The organism is Paracoccus sp. (in: a-proteobacteria), from assembly GCF_032007265.1.
Taxonomy (GTDB): domain Bacteria; phylum Pseudomonadota; class Alphaproteobacteria; order Rhodobacterales; family Rhodobacteraceae; genus Paracoccus.
In genome coordinates this window covers 1-18,513 of the sequence record NZ_DALZMB010000023.1, presented here as the reverse complement: position 1 = coordinate 18,513, position 18,513 = coordinate 1, and the positions used below count along the sequence as shown (strand labels likewise).

Annotated in this window: 16 protein-coding genes; 12 read left to right on the top strand and 4 right to left on the bottom strand. The window is 58.9% G+C overall.

All coding sequences use genetic code 11. The annotated features are described in order from the left end of the window. Nucleotides 1-61 precede the first annotated feature (61 nt). A complete protein-coding gene (locus RTS12_RS07115; protein WP_312526880.1) occupies nt 62-880 on the bottom strand; it encodes a sulfotransferase family protein in 819 nt (272 codons plus the stop codon). A gap of 219 nt (nt 881-1,099) precedes the next feature. On the opposite strand from RTS12_RS07115, the gene RTS12_RS07110 reads away from it, so the two are divergent. Continuing rightward, complete coding sequence (locus RTS12_RS07110; RefSeq protein WP_312526878.1) at nt 1,100-2,677, top strand: DUF5928 domain-containing protein; 1,578 nt, start codon at nt 1,100-1,102, stop codon at nt 2,675-2,677. Nucleotides 2,678-2,689: 12 nt separating this feature from the next. Then, nucleotides 2,690-3,070 (top strand): HIT domain-containing protein, encoded by a 381-nt coding sequence (locus RTS12_RS07105; RefSeq protein WP_312526876.1) that lies wholly within the window; start codon nt 2,690-2,692, stop codon nt 3,068-3,070. 50 nt (nt 3,071-3,120) lie between these two features. On the opposite strand, the gene RTS12_RS07100 is transcribed toward RTS12_RS07105, so the two are convergent. Next, on the bottom strand, nt 3,121-4,059 hold the full coding sequence (locus tag RTS12_RS07100) for an ABC transporter ATP-binding protein (RefSeq protein WP_312526874.1): 939 nt from the start codon (nt 4,057-4,059) through the stop codon (nt 3,121-3,123). A 71-nt stretch (nt 4,060-4,130) separates the two neighbouring features. Between RTS12_RS07100 and RTS12_RS07095 the strand changes: the two genes are divergently transcribed. Together RTS12_RS07095 and polA are read left to right on the top strand one after the other, a co-directional pair. Continuing rightward, nucleotides 4,131-4,319, top strand: coding sequence for a zinc-finger domain-containing protein (locus tag RTS12_RS07095; RefSeq protein ID WP_312526872.1), 189 nt, complete (start codon nt 4,131-4,133; stop codon nt 4,317-4,319). A gap of 165 nt (nt 4,320-4,484) precedes the next feature. Further along, complete coding sequence (polA, locus tag RTS12_RS07090) at nt 4,485-7,346, top strand: DNA polymerase I (protein ID WP_312526870.1); 2,862 nt, start codon at nt 4,485-4,487, stop codon at nt 7,344-7,346. A 58-nt stretch (nt 7,347-7,404) separates the two neighbouring features. Here polA and hemN read toward each other — a convergent pair whose 3' ends face one another. Next, nucleotides 7,405-8,763: an oxygen-independent coproporphyrinogen III oxidase gene (gene hemN, locus RTS12_RS07085; protein ID WP_312526869.1), complete on the bottom strand. Its 1,359-nt coding sequence runs from the start codon at nt 8,761-8,763 to the stop codon at nt 7,405-7,407. Nucleotides 8,764-8,815: 52 nt separating this feature from the next. Between hemN and fnrL the strand changes: the two genes are divergently transcribed. Further along, a complete protein-coding gene (gene fnrL, locus RTS12_RS07080; RefSeq protein ID WP_312526867.1) occupies nt 8,816-9,565 on the top strand; it encodes a transcriptional regulator FnrL in 750 nt (249 codons plus the stop codon). Nucleotides 9,566-9,708: 143 nt separating this feature from the next. Here the strand turns inward: fnrL and RTS12_RS07075 are convergent, their stop codons facing one another. Next, entirely contained in the window at nt 9,709-10,542 is an 834-nt protein-coding gene (locus tag RTS12_RS07075; RefSeq protein ID WP_312526865.1) for a universal stress protein, read from the bottom strand. Between the two features lie 266 nt (nt 10,543-10,808). Between RTS12_RS07075 and ccoN the strand changes: the two genes are divergently transcribed. From ccoN to RTS12_RS07040, 7 genes are all read left to right on the top strand, one after another. Further along, entirely contained in the window at nt 10,809-12,428 is a 1,620-nt protein-coding gene (gene ccoN, locus RTS12_RS07070) for a cytochrome-c oxidase, cbb3-type subunit I (protein ID WP_312526863.1), read from the top strand. A gap of 12 nt (nt 12,429-12,440) precedes the next feature. Then, nucleotides 12,441-13,166: a cytochrome-c oxidase, cbb3-type subunit II gene (gene ccoO / locus RTS12_RS07065; RefSeq protein WP_312526861.1), complete on the top strand. Its 726-nt coding sequence runs from the start codon at nt 12,441-12,443 to the stop codon at nt 13,164-13,166. Nucleotides 13,167-13,176: 10 nt separating this feature from the next. Beyond that, a complete protein-coding gene (locus RTS12_RS07060) occupies nt 13,177-13,365 on the top strand; it encodes a cbb3-type cytochrome c oxidase subunit 3 (RefSeq protein ID WP_312526859.1) in 189 nt (62 codons plus the stop codon). Next, on the top strand, nt 13,365-14,309 hold the full coding sequence (gene ccoP, locus RTS12_RS07055; RefSeq protein ID WP_312526857.1) for a cytochrome-c oxidase, cbb3-type subunit III: 945 nt from the start codon (nt 13,365-13,367) through the stop codon (nt 14,307-14,309). The genes RTS12_RS07060 and ccoP overlap by 1 nt, the downstream gene beginning before the upstream one ends. Nucleotides 14,310-14,565: 256 nt before the next feature. Then, nucleotides 14,566-16,026: a cytochrome c oxidase accessory protein CcoG gene (gene ccoG, locus RTS12_RS07050; protein ID WP_312526855.1), complete on the top strand. Its 1,461-nt coding sequence runs from the start codon at nt 14,566-14,568 to the stop codon at nt 16,024-16,026. After that, nucleotides 16,023-16,487, top strand: a complete 465-nt coding sequence (locus RTS12_RS07045; RefSeq protein ID WP_312526853.1) for a FixH family protein — start codon at nt 16,023-16,025, stop codon at nt 16,485-16,487. The genes ccoG and RTS12_RS07045 overlap by 4 nt, the downstream gene beginning before the upstream one ends. A gap of 1 nt (nt 16,488) precedes the next feature. Then, the coding region (locus RTS12_RS07040) for a heavy metal translocating P-type ATPase (RefSeq protein WP_312526851.1) at nt 16,489-18,513 on the top strand (2,025 nt) is incomplete at its 3' end.

Sequence of the window (18,513 nt, the reverse complement as noted above, 5' to 3'; positions counted from 1 at the left end):
AAAGGCAGATTGGCTGAATTTGCCATCATTTCCTGACAATCTTTGGACCAAACACCGGGCTTTAGACCAAAAGCCGGGCGTTCACCTCTTGGAGATCGACCTCGGACAGGGGCTTTTGCCGATCCGGATCGTCGAAATCATATTTATAAAGCTGGAAGTCCTGCTTGTAGATTTCCCAGATCAGATGATGCGACAGATCGTCGAAATAGGCGCTGATCGGATGGGCGCGCTTGGGGCCGTGGTTCGAGGATTCATTATAGCGCGGAAAACTTGCCACATCGATCGGGATGGCGGGGCTGGCGCTGTCCAAAACCGTTTGCATGCCGGCGTTGAAGTTCTCGACATGGAAAATCTGATCGAAATAGCCGCCATTCACCAGAAAACCCGAAAGTTTCGGCGACATGGCCTCCCAGTGGATATCGGCATCGGCGGGACGGCGAAAGCGAATGGTGTCGCGTGCATAAAGCAAAAAGCGGCGAAAGCTTTTGATCTGGTCGAAGTCGAAACCTTCTTCGGGTGATCCGACCTCGATGCCATAGCGCTGCATCAACTGGGGCACGAAATTGGCGCGGTAACGCTTACCATTGCGCTGAATCCCGGCAATTTTATCAAAAAACGCCGACAGGATGCGCCCATAGGGATTGCGCACACAGGTAAAGCTTAACGGTTTTTGCGACTGGATGGCAGCCAGCATCGCCTCGCGGGATTCGGGTTGTGACCATTTGTGCAGGCCTTCCTCCGAATCGTGGATATCGCCCTCATAGGTCACGCCATTATCCGACAGATACATGATCTGCCCGATGGATGAGCAGGCGCATTTGGGCACAACCCTGTAAAGCAGGCTTGCGTTTTGCGTCATCCATACGTCTTTGAAATCCATCGCCACCATCCCCTTTATCAGCCCCAGGTCGCTTTCCCGCCAGGCAGGCCACCAGATTGACCCGCCTAGGGGTCTTTTCCCGGTATGGCTGCATCTTGGCAGGTTTTGGCCGGGGCGCTTGCCCTAGCTGCTAAAATCGTTAGAGACGGAAAGCAATTGAGTCAGGACCTTTCCTACGAATGTATAGATCGACCAAAGGCACGGCGAGGGGGGCGTAAGATGGCCAGAATCGCTTTTATTCTGCTGTGTCATAAGGATGCGCCGGGGATTATTGCCCAAGCACGGCGGCTGACCTTCTCGGGGGATTTCGTGTCGATCCATTTCGACGCAAGTGCCGATCCGACGACTTTTGCCGAAATTCAGACGGCACTGGCGGATAACCCCTCGGTCACCTTCGTCAAAAAGCGGCACAAATGTGGCTGGGGCGAATGGTCATTGGTTGCGGCAACGCTGTCAGCGGTGCGTGCGGCCGTCGATGCCTTTCCGACGGCGACCCATTTCTACATGTTGTCGGGCGACTGCCAGCCCATCAAATCCGCCGAATATGCGCATGAGTTTCTGGATGCCAGCGAATGCGACTATATCGAGCATAATGACTTCTTCAAATCGAACTGGATCAAGACGGGCCTCAAGGAAGAACGTCTGATCTATCGGTATTGGTTCAACGAGCGCACCCAGTCGCGGCTTTATTATGCCTCGCTGGCGATCCAGCAAAAGCTGAAGCTGACGCGCAAAGTGCCAGCCGACATTCAGGTGATGATTGGTTCTCAATGGTGGTGTCTTCGTCGGCAAACCATTGAAAAGGTGCTGGAGTTCTGCGACCAGCGTCCGGATGTGCTGCGTTTCTTCTCGACCACATGGATCCCGGATGAGACGTTCTTTCAGACCATCGTGCCCCATGTTGTGCCGCGCACCGAGCTGCGCAACCGCACGCTGACCTATCTGGTTTTCACCGACTATGGCATGCCGGTCACGTTCTATAATGACCAATATGACCTGCTCTTGCGTCAGGATTATTTGTTTGCGCGCAAGATCAGCACCGAGGCGATCGAGCTGCGCGAGCGGCTTGGGACCCTTTGGGGGGCCAAGGGCGTGCATTTCTCGACCTCGAACGAGGCGACGGGGCTGTTTCGCTTTCTGACCGGCCGGGGCCGGGTCGGGCGCCGGTTTGCACCGCGTTTTTGGGAAAGCGACAATCAACTTGGTCGCGACAAGACGCTTTTGCTGATCGTGTCGAAGAAATGGCATGTCGCCAAGCGCCTGACCGAGGGGCTGCGCGACAAGACCTCGATTTCGGCTGTCGATTACCTGTTCAACGAACAAGAGGCTCGCTTGCCGGATATGGGCGGGGTGGAAAGCACCGTCGCCAAGCGCGACCGCCACCGCAGCGCGGTTGTCAAACTGTTGTTCGATCAGCTGGAAACCAAGAAATTGGCTTTGTGTCTGGACAGTTCGGCCCTGCCGCTGATCGAGAACTTCTTTGAATATAAAACCGATACCCGCGTCTTGCTGATCGAAACGGATTTTGATCGCGAATATCTGCGCGGCCATATTACCCGTGTGGGTCTGGCCGGACGCTCGCCCGCGCCAGAGGTGATCGAGCGCCTATTGCCGACCGTGCGCCGCGATCTAGAGCACGAGGCAGAACGTCTGCGCGATATGGGCTTCTCGCAATTCTACTCGATTTCGCCCAAGGCATCGGTCGACGACAATGCCGCCGCTTTGGCCAAGTTTCTGGATGAGACCCCCGAGACTGCGCGCGAGCTGGCCTCTATTCCCTACCTGTTCAGCGATTGATCGGAGATTCAGATGCCCGCCTATGATGATCAAAACATCTTCGCCCGCATTTTGCGCGGCGAGATCCCCAATGATACCGTGATCGAGACCCAGCACACGCTGGTCTTTCGTGATATCCGGCCACAGGCACCGGTGCATCTGCTGGTCATCCCAAAAGGGGCCTATGTCAGCTTCGAAGATTTTGCGGCCAATGCCTCAGAGGTCGAGATCATCGACTTCATGCGCACCGCAGCCAAGGTCGCCGAAGATCAGGGCATTTCGATCGACAGCGGCAATGGCTTCCGTGCCATCGCCAATTCGGGCGAAGACAGCCATCAAGAAGTCCCTCATTTCCACCTGCATCTTTTGGCAGGACGCCCGCTGGGGCCAATGCTGGTTCAGCCCAAGGCATAAACCCCAAAAGGCCCGCTTGGATCCAGGATCCGGGCGGGCCTTGGCCGATCTCAGCGCGCGGTCAGCCGCAAAAACACATCTTCCAGATCCGGGCTTTCCGTCGCCACATCCAGAATGGGCAGCCCGACCGAGCGGACTGCGTCAATCAACACATCTGCGCGCAGCTGCGATGGTGCATAGCTTAGCACCAGCCTTCCATCCGCACGCCGTTCGGCACGCACGGCCTCGGGCAGGGCGGGCAGACGCAGGTCCTCGCCTGTGTCCAGAATCAGCGATTTGGAATCCGCGCGCCCCAGAATGGTCGCAGTCTCTTCGCAAACGATCAGCTCGCCCCGGTCGATGATCGCAATCTGATCACACATATCCTCGGCCTCTTCGAGGTAATGGGTGGTCAGAATGATCGTCATGCCCGATTGGTTCAGCTTGCGCACATTGGCCCAAAGCATTTCACGCAACCCGATATCGACCCCGGCGGTCGGCTCGTCCAGAACCAGAATGCGCGGCCGATGCACCAGCGCTTTTGCCAGCAACAGCCGCCGTTTCATCCCGCCCGACAGATGGCGCGAATAGCTTTCGGCCTGATCGCTCAAGCCCACCAGCTCTAGCAGCTCATCTGTCCAGCGCTCGGATTTGGGAACGCCGTAAAGGCCGGCCTGCACCTCCAGGCTGGCGCGGGGCGTAAAGAACGGGTCGATGTTCAGCTCTTGCGGCATGATCCCGATCGATGCGCGCGATTGGCGAGGGTTTACATCCTGATCAAAGCCCTGGATCACGACCTTGCCCGCAGTTTTATTGACCAGCCCAGCCAAGATATTGATCGTGGTCGATTTTCCAGCACCATTTGGCCCCAAAAGGCCAAAGATGCTGCCCGCCGGAATTGTCAGATTAAGCCCTTTCAGCGCATGTTTGGGCGGCGCCGAGCCCGAAGTGGCATAGGTCTTGGACAGGTTTGTAATCTGGATCGCGTTCGGGCGGAGAGGGGCTGGCATCGGCATCTGGCTCTGTCTATGATTGCGATAAAGGTTAAACCTCGTTTTGCGTCAAAGCTCAAGGAATCGCCATGACACTTCCGGCACCCGAAATCCAGACCGTCACCTCCTGGAAGGTCGCCTGTGATGGTGATCAAAGCATGGGGCTGGGACATCCGCGTGTCTGGCTGGTCATCCCCCAGGACAGCGGCTTTGTCGAATGTGGCTACTGCGACAAGCGGTTTGAGATCGACCGCGCCCATGCCCATGACGATCACTAGGCGCAAGCGCTGATCAAAGCGGCAAGATTGCCATTGCATCGGCCTGCGCCCCGGCGCGGGCTTTTTCTGTTCCCGGCACCTGCACGGCCCGCCTAAGGCAGCCTGCAAGGGCTTGGCCCGTTGGCCCTATCGTGGCAGAACAGGGGCCAATCGAAAGGACCGACCATGACCAAGATCAATGACGCCAAAACCGAGGGCCAATTCGGTAAGGGCAGCCATCTTCATCTGATCGACGGCTCGGCCTTCATCTTTCGCGCCTATCACGCCTTGCCGCCCCTGACGCGCAAATCCGATGGCTTGCCGATCGGCGCGGTCGCGGGCTTTTGCAACATGCTGTGGAAATATATCCAGGATGCGAGTGGGGCGGATGCGCCGACCCATGCGGCGGTGGTTTTTGACCATTCCTCTAAAACCTTCCGCAATGACATCTATCCCGAATACAAAGCCAACCGCCCAGAGCTGCCCGAAGACCTGCGCCCGCAGTTTCCGCTGACCCGTGCCGCGACCCGCGCCTTTAACATCGCCTGTATCGAGCAGGAATTTTACGAGGCTGATGACATCATTGCCACGCTGGCCTGTCAGGCGCGCGCCGCAGGGGGGACCGCCACGATCATCAGCTCGGACAAGGATCTGATGCAGTTGATCGGCGATGGCGTGGACATGCTGGACCCTATGAAGAACAAGACCATCGGTCCTGATGAAGTGTTCGAGAAATTCGGCGTCGGCCCCGACCGGGTTGTTGATATTCAGGCACTGGCTGGGGATGCGGTCGACAACGTGCCCGGTGCGCCAGGCATCGGCATCAAAACGGCCGCGCTGCTGATCAATGAATATGGCGATCTGGAAACCCTGTTGGCGCGTGCGGGCGAGATCAAACAGCCCAAGCGGCGCCAAGTCTTGATCGATCATGCCGAGCAGATCCGCATCTCGAAGCAGCTGGTGCAGCTCGATTGCGATACCCCGGTGGAATTCACGCTGGAAAGCCTCGAGGTTAAAGAGCCCAATCATCAGGAATTGCTGGATTTTCTAAGCGAAATGGAATTCCGCACCCTGGTCAATCGTGTGGCTGATCGCTTTGGTGCCGAGGCGCCAGCGGTAAAGATCACGCCAGCAGCGGTTGCGCCCGCCACGCCGCAGGCAGCGCCGAAGCTGCCTGCGATTTCAACCGACGGCTATGTGCTGATCCGCGATGCGGCCACGCTTAGCGCCTGGATTGACGAAATCACTGCCCTTGGCATGGTTGCGATTGATACGGAAACGACCGGGCTGGATGAGATGGAGGCCGATCTGGTCGGCATCTCGTTGTGCATTGGCGCGGGCCGCGCGGCCTATGTGCCGCTTGGGCATGTGGATGGCACGCAAGATCTGTTCACCTCCAGGCAAGTGAGCGAAGGCCAGATGCCGGTTTCCGAGGCTTTAAGCCTGCTCAAGCCGATGCTGGAAGATGGCGCAGTTCTGAAAATTGGCCAAAATATCAAATATGACTGGAAGATTCTGGCCCGCCACGGCGTGAAATATCTGGGGGGCGTGCCCATTCGCATGGCACCGCTTGAAGATACGATGCTGATGTCATTTGCCCTGAATGCGGGCGGCGGCATTGGCCACGGAATGGATGCTTTGGCCGAGGCCCATCTGGATCACAAATGCATTCCGATCAAGGATTTGATTGGTTCGGGCAAAAGCCAGATCACCTTTGCACAAGTGCCGATCGACAAGGCCTTGGCCTATGCGGGCGAGGATGCCGAAGTCACCTGGCGTTTGTGGCAATACTTCCGCCCCTTGCTTGCCCCCAATGCCGTGATGACCGCCTATCGCACGCTAGAGCTGCCGATGATTCCGGTTCTGGCGGATATGGAAATGGCCGGGATCAAGGTCGATACCGATCACCTTGCGCGGATGTCGAATGCGTTTTCGCAAAAGATGGCCCAGCTCGAGGACGAGATCCACACGCTTGCAGGGGAAAAATTCAATGTCGGCTCTCCCAAACAGCTGGGCGAGATTCTATTTGATAAAATGAGCCTTCAGGGTGGCAAGCAGGGCAAGACCGGCGCCTATTCGACCAGCGCCGATGTGCTGGAGGATTTGGCCGCCGAAGGGCATGATCTGCCCGCGCGCGTGCTGGATTGGCGCCAGATTTCAAAGCTGAAATCGACCTATACAGATGCGCTGCAAACCCATGTCAGCCCTGAAACCCGGCGGGTGCACACATCCTATTCGATTACTGGCGCACAGACCGGGCGTCTGGCCTCGACCGATCCGAACCTGCAAAATATCCCGGTTCGCACCGATGAGGGCCGCCGCATCCGCGAGGCCTTTATTGCCCCCGAGGGCCGCAAGATCGTCAGCCTGGACTATAGCCAGATCGAGCTGCGCATTCTGGCCCATGTTGCCGATATTCCGGCGCTGAAACAGGCCTTCCGCGAGGGGATCGACATTCACGCCATGACAGCAAGTCAGATGTTTGGCGTGCCTGTCGAGGGGATGGACCCGATGATCCGTCGTCGTGCGAAAGCCATCAACTTTGGCGTGATCTACGGGATTTCCGGCTTTGGCCTGGCACGAAACCTGCGGATTCCGCGCGCCGAGGCGCAGGCGTTCATCGACACCTATTTCCAGCGTTTCCCGGAAATTCGGGCCTATATGGATCGCACGGTCGAGGATGCCAAGCGCGACGGCTATGTCCGCACGCTGTTTGGACGCCGGATCATGACGCCGGGGATCAATACATCAGGGCCAGCTGCGGGGGGCGCCAAACGTGCTGCCATCAACGCGCCAATTCAGGGGGCGGCTGCAGATATTATCCGTCGTGCCATGGTGCGCATGCCTGATGCCATTCGCGATCTGCCTGTGAAAATGCTGCTTCAGGTTCATGACGAATTGGTCTTTGAGGCAGATGAGGGCGCGGTCGAGGATCTGATCCGGATTGCTCGCGACATCATGGAAAATGCGCCCGATCCTGCAGTCAAGCTGTCGGTGCCGCTGGTGGTGGATGCGGGAACCGGTGCCAATTGGGCGCAGGCACATTAAGAACCAAAAGCAATTCTGCGCGCCCCTCAGGTTTCGACCCCCGGGGCGCGCTTTAACGTCAAATCGCTGCGGAATAGCCCCCGGCAGCGGCGCTGGAATAGGCATCAAAGCTTTGCGCAATCAAGCGGGTCAGGGGGCGTGATTGCGGCGGAATGCGCAGCCCTTCCTCGTCCAGCTCGATCATCTGGTCAAAGCGCGCTTTGACTGGGGCAAAGATCTGCACAAGCTGATCTGCGGTCAGGCCGAAATCTCTGCGCATCTCAGCAGCGCTAATGGCAAAATCACACATCAGTGCCTCGATCATCCGCGCGCGCCAGCGATCCTCGGTCGTGAACTCATGGCCCCGCGATACCGAAAACCGGCCCTGCCGGATCGCGGCCATATGCGCGCCCGTCGCCGGGGCGTTTTGGGCATAGCCTTGTGTGAACCGCGAGATCGATGACGCCCCGAGCCCGATTAGCGCTTGCGCCCGATCATCGGTATAGCCCTGAAAGTTGCGCCTCAGCTGACCCTTGGCTTGCGCCTGTGCCAGCCCATCCCCTGGACGGGCAAAATGATCGATGCCGATTTCCTCGAAGCCATCGGCCAAAAACAGATCGCGTGCGGTGGCGAATAGCTGCAAACGCTCTTTGGGCTCGGGCAGCAATTGTGCGGGGATCATCACCTGACGGCGTGCCATCCACGGCACATGGGCATAGCCGTAAAGCGCGACCCGATCCGGAGAAAGGGCCAAAAGCTTTTGCACCGTTTGCGAAATCTTGGTGCGATCCTGACCGGGCAGGCCAAAAAGGATGTCGGCATTCACGCTGCGAATGCCGCAGGCACGGATCATTTTGACGGCGGCAGCGGTCAGTTCAAAGCTTTGATCGCGCCCGATGATCTTTTGGATTTCCGGATCGAAATCCTGCACGCCGATACTGGCGCGCGTCAGGCCAGCCTCGGCCAAGGCATTCATCCGTGCCTCGTCAATTTCGTTTGGGTCGATTTCAACCGAGAATTCGGCCCCTTCCTCGAGTGGAAATGCCGTCAAGACTGCGTGGGCAAGCTTGCGGATCAGATCGGGTGGTAAAAGCGTCGGCGTGCCGCCCCCCCAGTGCAAACGTGACAGGCGAATGCCCGGGGCAAGTCGCGATTTCAGAAGTTTGATCTCTTGCAAAAGCATTTCTGCATAGGCGCGTACCGGCGCCTCGCTTTGTGTGCCTTGCGTGCGACAGGCGCAGAACCAGCAGAGCCTGCGACAAAAAGGCACGTGGAGGTAGAGTGAAATCGAGGAATTGGCTGGTATCGCATTGATCCAGCTTGAAAATTTATCTGAACCGATCGCCGGGGTAAAATGCGGTGCGGTGGGGTAACTCGTATAGCGCGGCGCACGCGCGTCAAAGAGTCCCAATTGCTCAAGTTGTGATTTCGTATCCATAGGCGTATCTTCGCCAAATTAAGCGAACAATCCTTGACACAGGTCAAATCAAATGCCCAACGACGTTGCCTTTTTGGCGTCTCAAGCCGCCTGTGAAGATTGCCCGATCCGCTACCGTGCGGTTTGTGCGCATTGCGAGGCGGAAGAACTGGCAATTCTCGAGGATGCGAAACTTTATCGCAGCTATCAGGCGGGACAGGTTGTGACCTGGGCCGGGGACCGGATGGAATTCGTGGCTTCGGTGGTGTCAGGGGTGGCGACGCTGACGCAGACGCTTGAGGATGGCCGCACTCAGATGGTGGGGCTTTTGCTGCCAAGCGATTTTCTGGGCCGTCCCGGGCGCGAGCGTGCAAGCTATACGGTGACCGCGACTACGGACCTGTTGCTATGCTGCTTCCGGCGCAAACCTTTTGAGCAATTGCTAGAGGAAACGCCACGACTATCGACGCGCCTGCTTGAGATGACCCTGGACGAGCTGGATGCGGCCCGCGAATGGCTGCTGCTTTTGGGGCGCAAATCCGCGCGCGAGAAAATCGCCTCACTTCTGGCGATCTTATGTCGGCGCGAAGCCGCGTTGAACAAGGTCAAGCCCTGCGGCCGGATGACCGTTCTTTTGCCGCTGACGCGCGAGGCGATGGCGGATTATCTGGGGCTGACGCTGGAAACCGTCAGCCGCCAATTGACGGCGTTGCGCAAAGACGGCGTCATCGAAATGATCGGCAAGCGCGAGATCGTTATCCCGTCATTTCAGACGCTTGCCGAGGAAAGCGGTGATGACGCCGATGGCGGTCCGCTGATCTAAGCGCGCCTGCGGACGCCTAGGGTTGTGGGGCAGAGCAGGGCGGTGCCAGCCAAGATATGCCCCCTGATTTCAGATCGCGCGGTTTCAATTCGCGCGATCGCTGGGCACCGTGATCCCCCTGCCTTAATTCTAGGGCGCCTGCCTTAGCGCGCCATGAACACCGGAATATTCGCGGCCTCCAGCATATTGCGCGTGGCGCCACCCAGGATCGCCTGACGAAAGCGCGAATGGCCATAAGCGCCCATGACAATCATATCAGCGCCAATTTCAGTCGCGCGGCGCGCAATGATTTCGCTGATCTTGGGCATGGTGCGGGCCAAAACGGCCACTTCGGCGCGCACGCCCTGACGGGTCAACATCTGGCAAAGCGCCGATCCGGGGTCTGATCCCTCGGGGCTGTGGGGAGAGGGGTCGATGACAGTGACTTCGACCGCTTCGGCGGCCTGCAGGAAGGGCATGGCGCGACGAACCGCGATTAGCGCCTCACTGGACTGGTTCCAGGCCACAAGAATGCGCTGGCCAAAGGTTTCGCCGATTTCGCCCGGCACGATCAGCACCGGGGCGCTGCCCTCAAAGAGTGATGCCTCGGTCAGGGCCTCGCCATCTTGGGAAATCTCACGATCATAGGGGCGGCCCAGCACCACCAGATCCGAAAAGCGCGCTTTCATTGCAATCAGCGTCGACAGGCCGCCGACTTGGGCCACGGCAGAATCGATCGACCAGCGCATATCCTTGCCCTCAAGATAGGCACGGACCTTGTCCTCCAGCTCGCTGGCCGCGCTCATGGCCTTGTCGATGGCTTCCTGAAAGACATAGGCCGACGCCCCGGCATAGTAATAGCCGCTTTGGGTGTGATCGACGCCAAGGCAAAAGACATCAAGATGCGCATCCTCGCGCCGGGCGATGGCGATTGCGGCATCAAGCTGCGCTTTCTGACCCGTCTCGGTCAGGATTGTCAGAATGGATTTATAGCCCATGATTATTCCTTTCAGGAGGCGTGAGGGCAGATCGTCGGGGCACAGACTGCGCGCTGGCCCCGGATGCCGCGTTGATTTCGATCAGCTTTCCATAGCGCCGCTGTTTTTTCACGATAGCGTCGTGAAATCGCGAAACCTTGACCCAGATCAAGGCGCTATCGGCGACCGCGGGCCTAATTGCTAATATCGGACCCCTGTCCGCACCTGCCCTTGGTGTTGGCGCGGGTGTCGGCCGTGCCGAGCATAGACGAAGGGACTTTAAACTCATGTGGGACACCATCAAGCTGATCGTGCTTGGCGTGATCGCGGTACTGGCCGCAATCGCCGCCAATTTTGCACGTCCGGACGACCCGGCCTATTTGGTCAACGCAATCATCGTGATGCTGGTTGCAGCCGTCGCCTTTATTCGCGTGTTGCGCCAGACCGGGAACGAGCAGCCCGGCCTCGAACCGCATCCGGAAACCGAATATATGGATGATGTCATCCGCGCGGGCGTGATCGCCACCACCTTCTGGGGTGTTGTTGGCTTTTTGGTCGGCGTGGTCATCGCCTTTCAGTTGGCCTTTCCGGCGTTGAACCTAAGCGAATTTGCTCAGGGTTACACGAACTTCGGCAAGCTGCGTCCCCTTCACACCTCTGCGGTGATTTTTGCATTCGGGGGTAACGCCCTGATCGCCACTTCGTTCTATGTCGTCCAGCGGACCTCGGCCGCGCGCCTTTGGGGCGGCAATATGGCCTGGTTCGTGTTCTGGGGCTATAACCTGTTCATCGTACTGGCTGCGACGGGCTATATCCTGGGCGCCACCCAGTCCAAGGAATATGCCGAGCCGGAATGGTATGTCGACTGGTGGCTGGTCGTTGTCTGGGTCGCCTATCTTGCGGTCTTCCTTGGCACGGTGATGAAACGCCGCGAGCCCCATATCTATGTGGCGAACTGGTTCTATCTCGCCTTCATCGTGACGATCGCGATGCTGCATATCATCAACAACCTTTCGGTTCCGGTCTCGGTTTTCGGGTCGAAATCGGTGCAGCTGTTTGGCGGCGTGCAGGATGCGATGACGCAGTGGTGGTACGGCCATAACGCTGTGGGCTTTTTCCTGACGGCGGGCTTCCTTGGGATGATGTATTACTTCATTCCCAAACAGGCAGGGCGCCCGGTCTATAGCTACAAGCTGTCGATCATCCACTTCTGGGCTTTGATCTTCATGTATATCTGGGCGGGTCCGCACCACCTGCACTATACTGCGCTTCCCGAATGGGCGGCGACACTGGGCATGGTCTTCTCGATCATGCTGTGGATGCCCAGCTGGGGCGGCATGATCAACGGTCTGATGACGCTTTCGGGCGCATGGGACAAGCTGCGCACCGATCCGATCATCCGCATGATGGTTGTCGCGGTGGGCTTTTACGGCATGGCGACCTTCGAGGGTCCGATGATGTCGATCAAGGCCGTGAACTCGCTGTCGCATTATACCGACTGGACCATCGGCCACGTCCATTCCGGCGCTTTGGGCTGGAACGGCATGATCACCTTTGGCGCGCTTTACTATCTGACGCCGCGCCTGTGGGGTCGTGAGCGGCTTTACTCGCTGCAACTGGTCAGCTGGCACTTCTGGCTCGCGACCATCGGGCTGGTGCTTTACGCGGCCTCGATGTGGGTTTCGGGGATCATGGAAGGGCTGATGTGGCGCGAAGTTGATGCCCAAGGCTTCTTGGTCAACGCATTCGCTGACACGGTTCAGGCCAAGTTCGCCATGAACGTGGTGCGCGGCCTGGGTGGCACGCTTTACCTGCTGGGCGGCATCATCATGGCCTATAACCTGTGGGCCACGGTCGCCAAACAGCCCAAATCGCTGTCCACCATCATCGCTGTCCCGGCTGAGTAAAAGGAACGGATCATGGCCATTCTTGAAAAGCACAAGATCCTGGAAAAGAACGCAACCTTGCTGTTGGTGTTCTCGTTCCTTGTCGTGACCATCGGCGGCATCGTCCAGATCGCACCTTTGTTCTATCTGGAAAACACCATCGAGAAGGTCGAGGGGGTGCGCCCCTATACCCCGCTCGAGCTGAAGGGTCGCGACATCTATATTCGCGAGGGTTGCTATACCTGCCACAGCCAGATGATCCGTCCGATGCGCGACGAGGTCGAACGCTATGGTCATTACAGCCTTGCGGCGGAATCGATGTATGACCATCCCTTCCAGTGGGGCTCGAAGCGGACCGGCCCGGATCTGGCACGTGTGGGCGGGCGCTATTCGGATGAATGGCACTTTGACCACCTGACCGATCCGCAATCGGTCGTGCCGGAATCGATCATGCCGAAATATGGCTTCTTGACCAACCGCAAGGTCGAGCCCTCGAATATGGGTGATCGCCTTTTGGCCGACAGCCGCGTCGGTGTTCCCTATAGCGTCGAGATGATCGATGCCGCGGTCGAGGATTTCCGCGCACAAGCCGATCCAGATCGCGATGCCTCGGGATTGATCGAGCGCTATCCGGGTGCCGAGCAGCGCAACTTTGATCGTCGTCCCGGGATCTCCGAGATGGATGCGCTGATCGCCTATCTGCAGGTCATGGGCACGATGGTCGATTTCTCGACCTTCCAGCCGGACCCGGCGCGGTAAGGGGGGCAAAATGGATACCTACAGCTTCTTGCGTGAATTGGCTGACAGCTGGGTGCTTTTGATGCTGACGCTGTTCTTTGTCGGGGTGGCGCTTTTCGCCTGGCGCCCCGGCTCGCGCAGCCTGCATCAGGATGCAGCCGAAAGCATCTTTCGCAACGAAAAGAACCCCGCCCAAGCGGGCGAGATGGAGGTCAAGTGATGGCCGATCATGACGAAAACCACAAAGCCGCCAAAGATAGCCGGCTCGATGCCCCGCGTGAAACCCGTGTGGTACGCAACGCCAAGGGCCGTCGCGAAAAGGTCGAGGTTCCCTCGACCGGCCATGAATGGGACGGAATTCGGGAATATGACAATCCTTTGCCGCGTTGGTGGCTATGGGTGTTTTACGCCACCATCGTCTGGGCACTGTTTTATGTCGTGGCCTATCCCGCCTTTCCGCTGATCTCGGGCAATACGCCGGGGGTGCTGGATTACTCGCCGCGCAAAGAGGTCGCGGCCGAGATCGAGAAGTTCAACCAAGCCAATGCGCCCATTCAGGCCAAGCTGGTGGAAACCCCGATCGATCAGATCGCAAAAGACCCCGATCTGGTGAATTACACTGCCAATGCGGGTTCGGCGATCTTCCGGACCTGGTGCGCGCAATGTCACGGATCGGGTGCGGCGGGTGCGCCGGGCTATGCCAACTTGCTGGATAACGACTGGCTGTGGGGCGGTACGATCGAGGAGATCTACACCACCGTTCAGCATGGTATTCGCAGCCCCTCGGATCCCGATACCCGTTACTCCGAGATGCCGCGCTTTGGCACGGACGGGCTTCTTGAAAAGCAGCAGATCGACGAAGTGGTCGAATATGTCATGGCACTTGGCAAATTGCCCCATGATGCAGGCAAGTCGGCTGCTGGTGCAGCGATCTATGCCGATAACTGTGCTGCCTGCCACGCCGAGGACGGCACCGGCGACCGTGCACAGGGCGCCCCCAATCTGACTGATGCGGTCTGGCTATACGGCGATGACAAAGCCACGCTGACCCGCATTGTCGCTCAGGGGCCCTTTGGCGTGATGCCGGCCTGGCATGACCGTCTGTCCGAAGCCGATATTCGTGCCGTTTCAAGCTATGTCCATAGTCTGGGTGGCGGCGAATAAATTCGCCCTACCTTGACTGATCAAGATCTGCGGCGGCAACGCAGCAGATAGCACCAGCCCTCGTCCTGTTCGCGCATTTCCGGGGGGCTGGTGCTTTATTTTTATTTATTACAATGACTTGTTCGATTGCTGCGACAATCCGGCCCATGCCGGTTCCTGTCTGAGCGGGATAAATGCTCTTTAGCAAATCTGATGCAGGTCAAGGTGCCGTCACGCTGATGGGGGTAGCTTGGAGCTGCGAACAAGGAGAGCCAAGATGTCATCGCCCGAAATCGAGCCGCCGGTCCTATACCAGGCGCGCGAACCGATCTTTCCTCGGCGGGTCAGCGGCAAGTTCCGAAACCTGAAATGGGCGATCATGGCGGTTGCCCTGGCGATCTATTATATCACGCCCTGGCTGCGCTGGGACCGTGGCCCGAATATGCCTGATCAGGCCGTGCTGGTCGATATTGCGAACCGGCGCTTTTTCTTTTTCATGATCGAAATCTGGCCGCATGAATTTTACTTCATCGCAGGCCTTTTGATCATGGCGGGGCTGGGGCTGTTTCTGTTCACCTCGGCCTATGGACGTGTTTGGTGTGGTTATGCCTGTCCGCAAACCGTCTGGACCGATCTTTTCATCCAGACCGAGCGCTGGATCGAGGGGGACCGCAACGCCCGTGTGCGCTTGTGGAACGCGAAATGGGATGCGCGCAAGATCCGGCTGCGTCTGACCAAATGGGCGGTCTGGTTGCTGATCGCCATTCTGACCGGCGGGGCTTGGGTGTTTTACTTCACGGATGCGCCGACGCTTTTGCACAACCTTTTGACCGGCACTGCCCATCCGGTCGCCTATACGACCATCGCCATTCTGACCGCGACCACCTTTGTCTTTGGCGGCTTCATGCGCGAGCAGATCTGCATCTATGCCTGCCCCTGGCCGCGCATTCAGGCGGCAATGATGGATGAAAGCACGCTGACCGTCGCCTACCGTGACTGGCGCGGAGAGCCACGCGGTAAAATCCACAAGGGTGATGAGGCACAGTCTGCCCCCTCGCTTAAGGGCGATTGCATTGATTGCATGGCCTGCGTCAACGTTTGTCCGATGGGGATCGACATCCGCGATGGGCAGCAATTGGAATGCATCACTTGCGCTTTGTGTATCGATGCCTGTGACGAAGTCATGGACAAGGTGGGCAAGCCGCGCGGGCTGATTGACTATATGGCCCTGCAAGACGAGCAATCCGAGCGCGCGGGCCAGCCGCCCAAGCCGCTTTTGCGCCATGTGCTGCGCCCGCGCACGCTGCTTTACTTCACGCTTTGGGCGGGTATCGGCGTGGCATTGGTGGTGGCGCTGTTCATGCGCTCTCCTTTTGATCTGAACGTGACGCCGGTGCGCAACCCGCTTTTCGTGACCATGTCGGATGGCTCGATCCGCAACAGCTATGAGATGCGCCTGCGCAATAAGCGGGGCGATGCGCATGAGTTTGCCTTGGCGGTCACGGATGGCAATGGGGCGCCATTGCCCGATGTCACCCTTGCCATGGAAGGGCAGGCGGCGGATCGTTTGGTGGTGGCATCCGATGCGACCCAGACCCAGCGCATCTATTTGACCGCGGCGCCGGGTTCGGCACTGGCGGCGACCGAGCGCAGCAATATCACGCTTTGGGTCGAGGATATTACTGATAAAACCCGCGCCTCAGTCGGCACGGTCTTTCACGGAAAGGAAAAGAAATGACGCGCGAGCTGACGGGAAAGCATGTTCTTGCGATCACGATCGCGGCGTTTGGCGTGATCATTGCGGTCAATCTTTACATGGCTTTCAATGCAATCGCGACCTTTCCGGGGCTGGAGGTGAAAAACAGCTATGTCGCTTCGCAAAGCTTTGACCGCGACCGCGCCGCCCAAGAGGCCCTGAACTGGCATGTCACCCCTGATTACAGCGATGGCATTTTGTCCATCGCAATTCAGGATGCGGCGGGTGCGGCGGTCGAGGTCGATGATCTGCAAGTTACAATCGGTCGCCCCACCCATGTCCGTGATGATCAAAGCCCGCATTTCACCTATCATCGCGGTATCTACAGCAGCCCCGTTGCGCTGGCGGCGGGCAATTGGAACATCCATCTAAGCGCACGCGCCAAAGACGGCACGCTATTCCGTCAGCGCCTTGATCATTACCAAGGAGCAGTGGTGAAATAACATGACCGATGTGACCGCGCAGAGTTTTGCCCCGCGCCTATCGGCTTGCCCGGCCTGCGATGTTGCCCCTTTGGCGATGCGTATCTCCGAGCAAAATCAGCGCCGCGGCGACATCATCTTGTCCTTGCCGGGCATTCACTGCGCGGCCTGTATCTCGGATGTCGAGCGCGCGCTTGATCGTCACCCCGGCGTCCGGCAGGCTCGCGTTAACCTGACCTTGCGCCGTGTCATGGTTGATGCGCCGGGCCTTGAGGCAGCTGATCTGATCCCCGTGATCGAGGCGGTGGGCTATGAGGCCCACGACCTGGACCCTTCGGCGCTTAGCGCCACGACCGCCGACCGCGAGGGGCGCAATCTGCTGATGCGTCTTGGCGTTGCGGGCTTTGCCATGATGAATGTCATGATCTTGTCTGTCGCGGTCTGGTCGGGCGCCGATGCGGCGACGCGCGACATGTTTCACTGGATTTCGGCCGCAATTGCGCTGCCGACCGTGGCCTTTGCCGGCCAGCCCTTTTTCGCCAGCGCGTTGCGTGGGCTTAAACACGGGCGCCTTGGCATGGATTTCCCGATCTCTTTGGCGCTTATTCTGGCCAGCGGGATTTCGGTTTACGAGGTTATTCATTCTGGGCCGCATGCCTATTTTGACGGCGTTGTCTCACTTTGCTTTTTTCTGCTGATCGGGCGCTATCTGGATAACCGCGCGCGTGCGGTGGCGCGCTCGGCGGCGCAAGAGCTGACCGCATTAGAGGTTCCACGCGCCACCCGGTTGACTGCTGATGGCGAAGAAGTCGTGGCGGTGGCCGAACTGCACCCCGGTGATCTGGTTTTGGTCAGGCCCGGCGGGCGCGTGCCGACCGATGGGCGCGTCACCCAGGGCCACAGCGAAATTGACCGCTCGCTTTTGACGGGCGAAAGCATTCCTGTCGTGGCCGGACCGGGGGATGAGCTTTCGGCGGGCGAGGTCAATCTGACCGGACCTTTGACATTAAGCGTGACGGCTGCGGGGCGTGACAGCTCGCTTTCGCGCTTGGCCGAACTGGTCGCCGCTGCGGAAACGGCGCGGGGACGATATACGACGCTGGCGCAGAAAGCCTCGGGTTTTTATACGCCGGTGGTTCATATTCTTGCCTTTTCTAGCTTTCTGTTCTGGCTGTGGTGGTCAGGGGATCTGCGGCTTGCGGTCAATATCGCGGCGGCTGTCTTGATCATCACCTGTCCCTGTGCGCTTGGTCTGGCTGTTCCTGCGGTCGTCACCGCGGCCTCGGGGCGGCTGTTTCGCAAGGGCTTGCTGATCAAGGACGGCACCGCACTTGAGCGGCTGGCCGAGGTCGATTGCGTGGTCTTTGACAAGACGGGAACGCTGACACTTGGCATGCCCGAACTGGCATCGCTGGATCCATTGCCCCCAGAGTTGCGCCCGGCGGTTCTGGCCCTGGCTCATGGGTCGAACCATCCGCTGTCGCGCGCGATCGCCACGCGACTGCGCGAGGCGGAAACCCAGCCCGCGACGCTTGAACACATCCGCGAGCAATCGGGCTTTGGCATCGAGGCCGATTTCAATGGCCAGCGCTTGCGGCTGGGTCGGCCTGACTGGGTCGGGGCCGAGGCGGGGGCCGTTCAGGGCATCACCAGCGCCGCAACCTATCTGCGCCTTGGCACGGGACCGGTCATTGCGCTGCGCTTTGACGACCGGCTGCGCCCCGGCGCCGAGGAATGCATTCGCGCCATCTCTGCCTCGGGTCGCAAGATCGTGCTTTTATCGGGAGACGGCGAGGGCGCGGTTGCTCAAACCGCCGCGCGTTTGGGGATCGATGACTGGAGTTCCAGCGTCACCCCGGTTGAAAAGGCCGATAAAATCACCGCGCTTCGCGCGCAGGGCGCACATGTCTTGATGGTTGGCGATGGGCTGAATGACACCGCCGCCCTTGCCGCAGCGGATGTCGCCATTTCGCCCGCATCGGCGCTGGATGCGGCACGGGTCGCCTCGGATATTGTGCTTTTGGGGCAGGATCTGGCACCGGTCGCC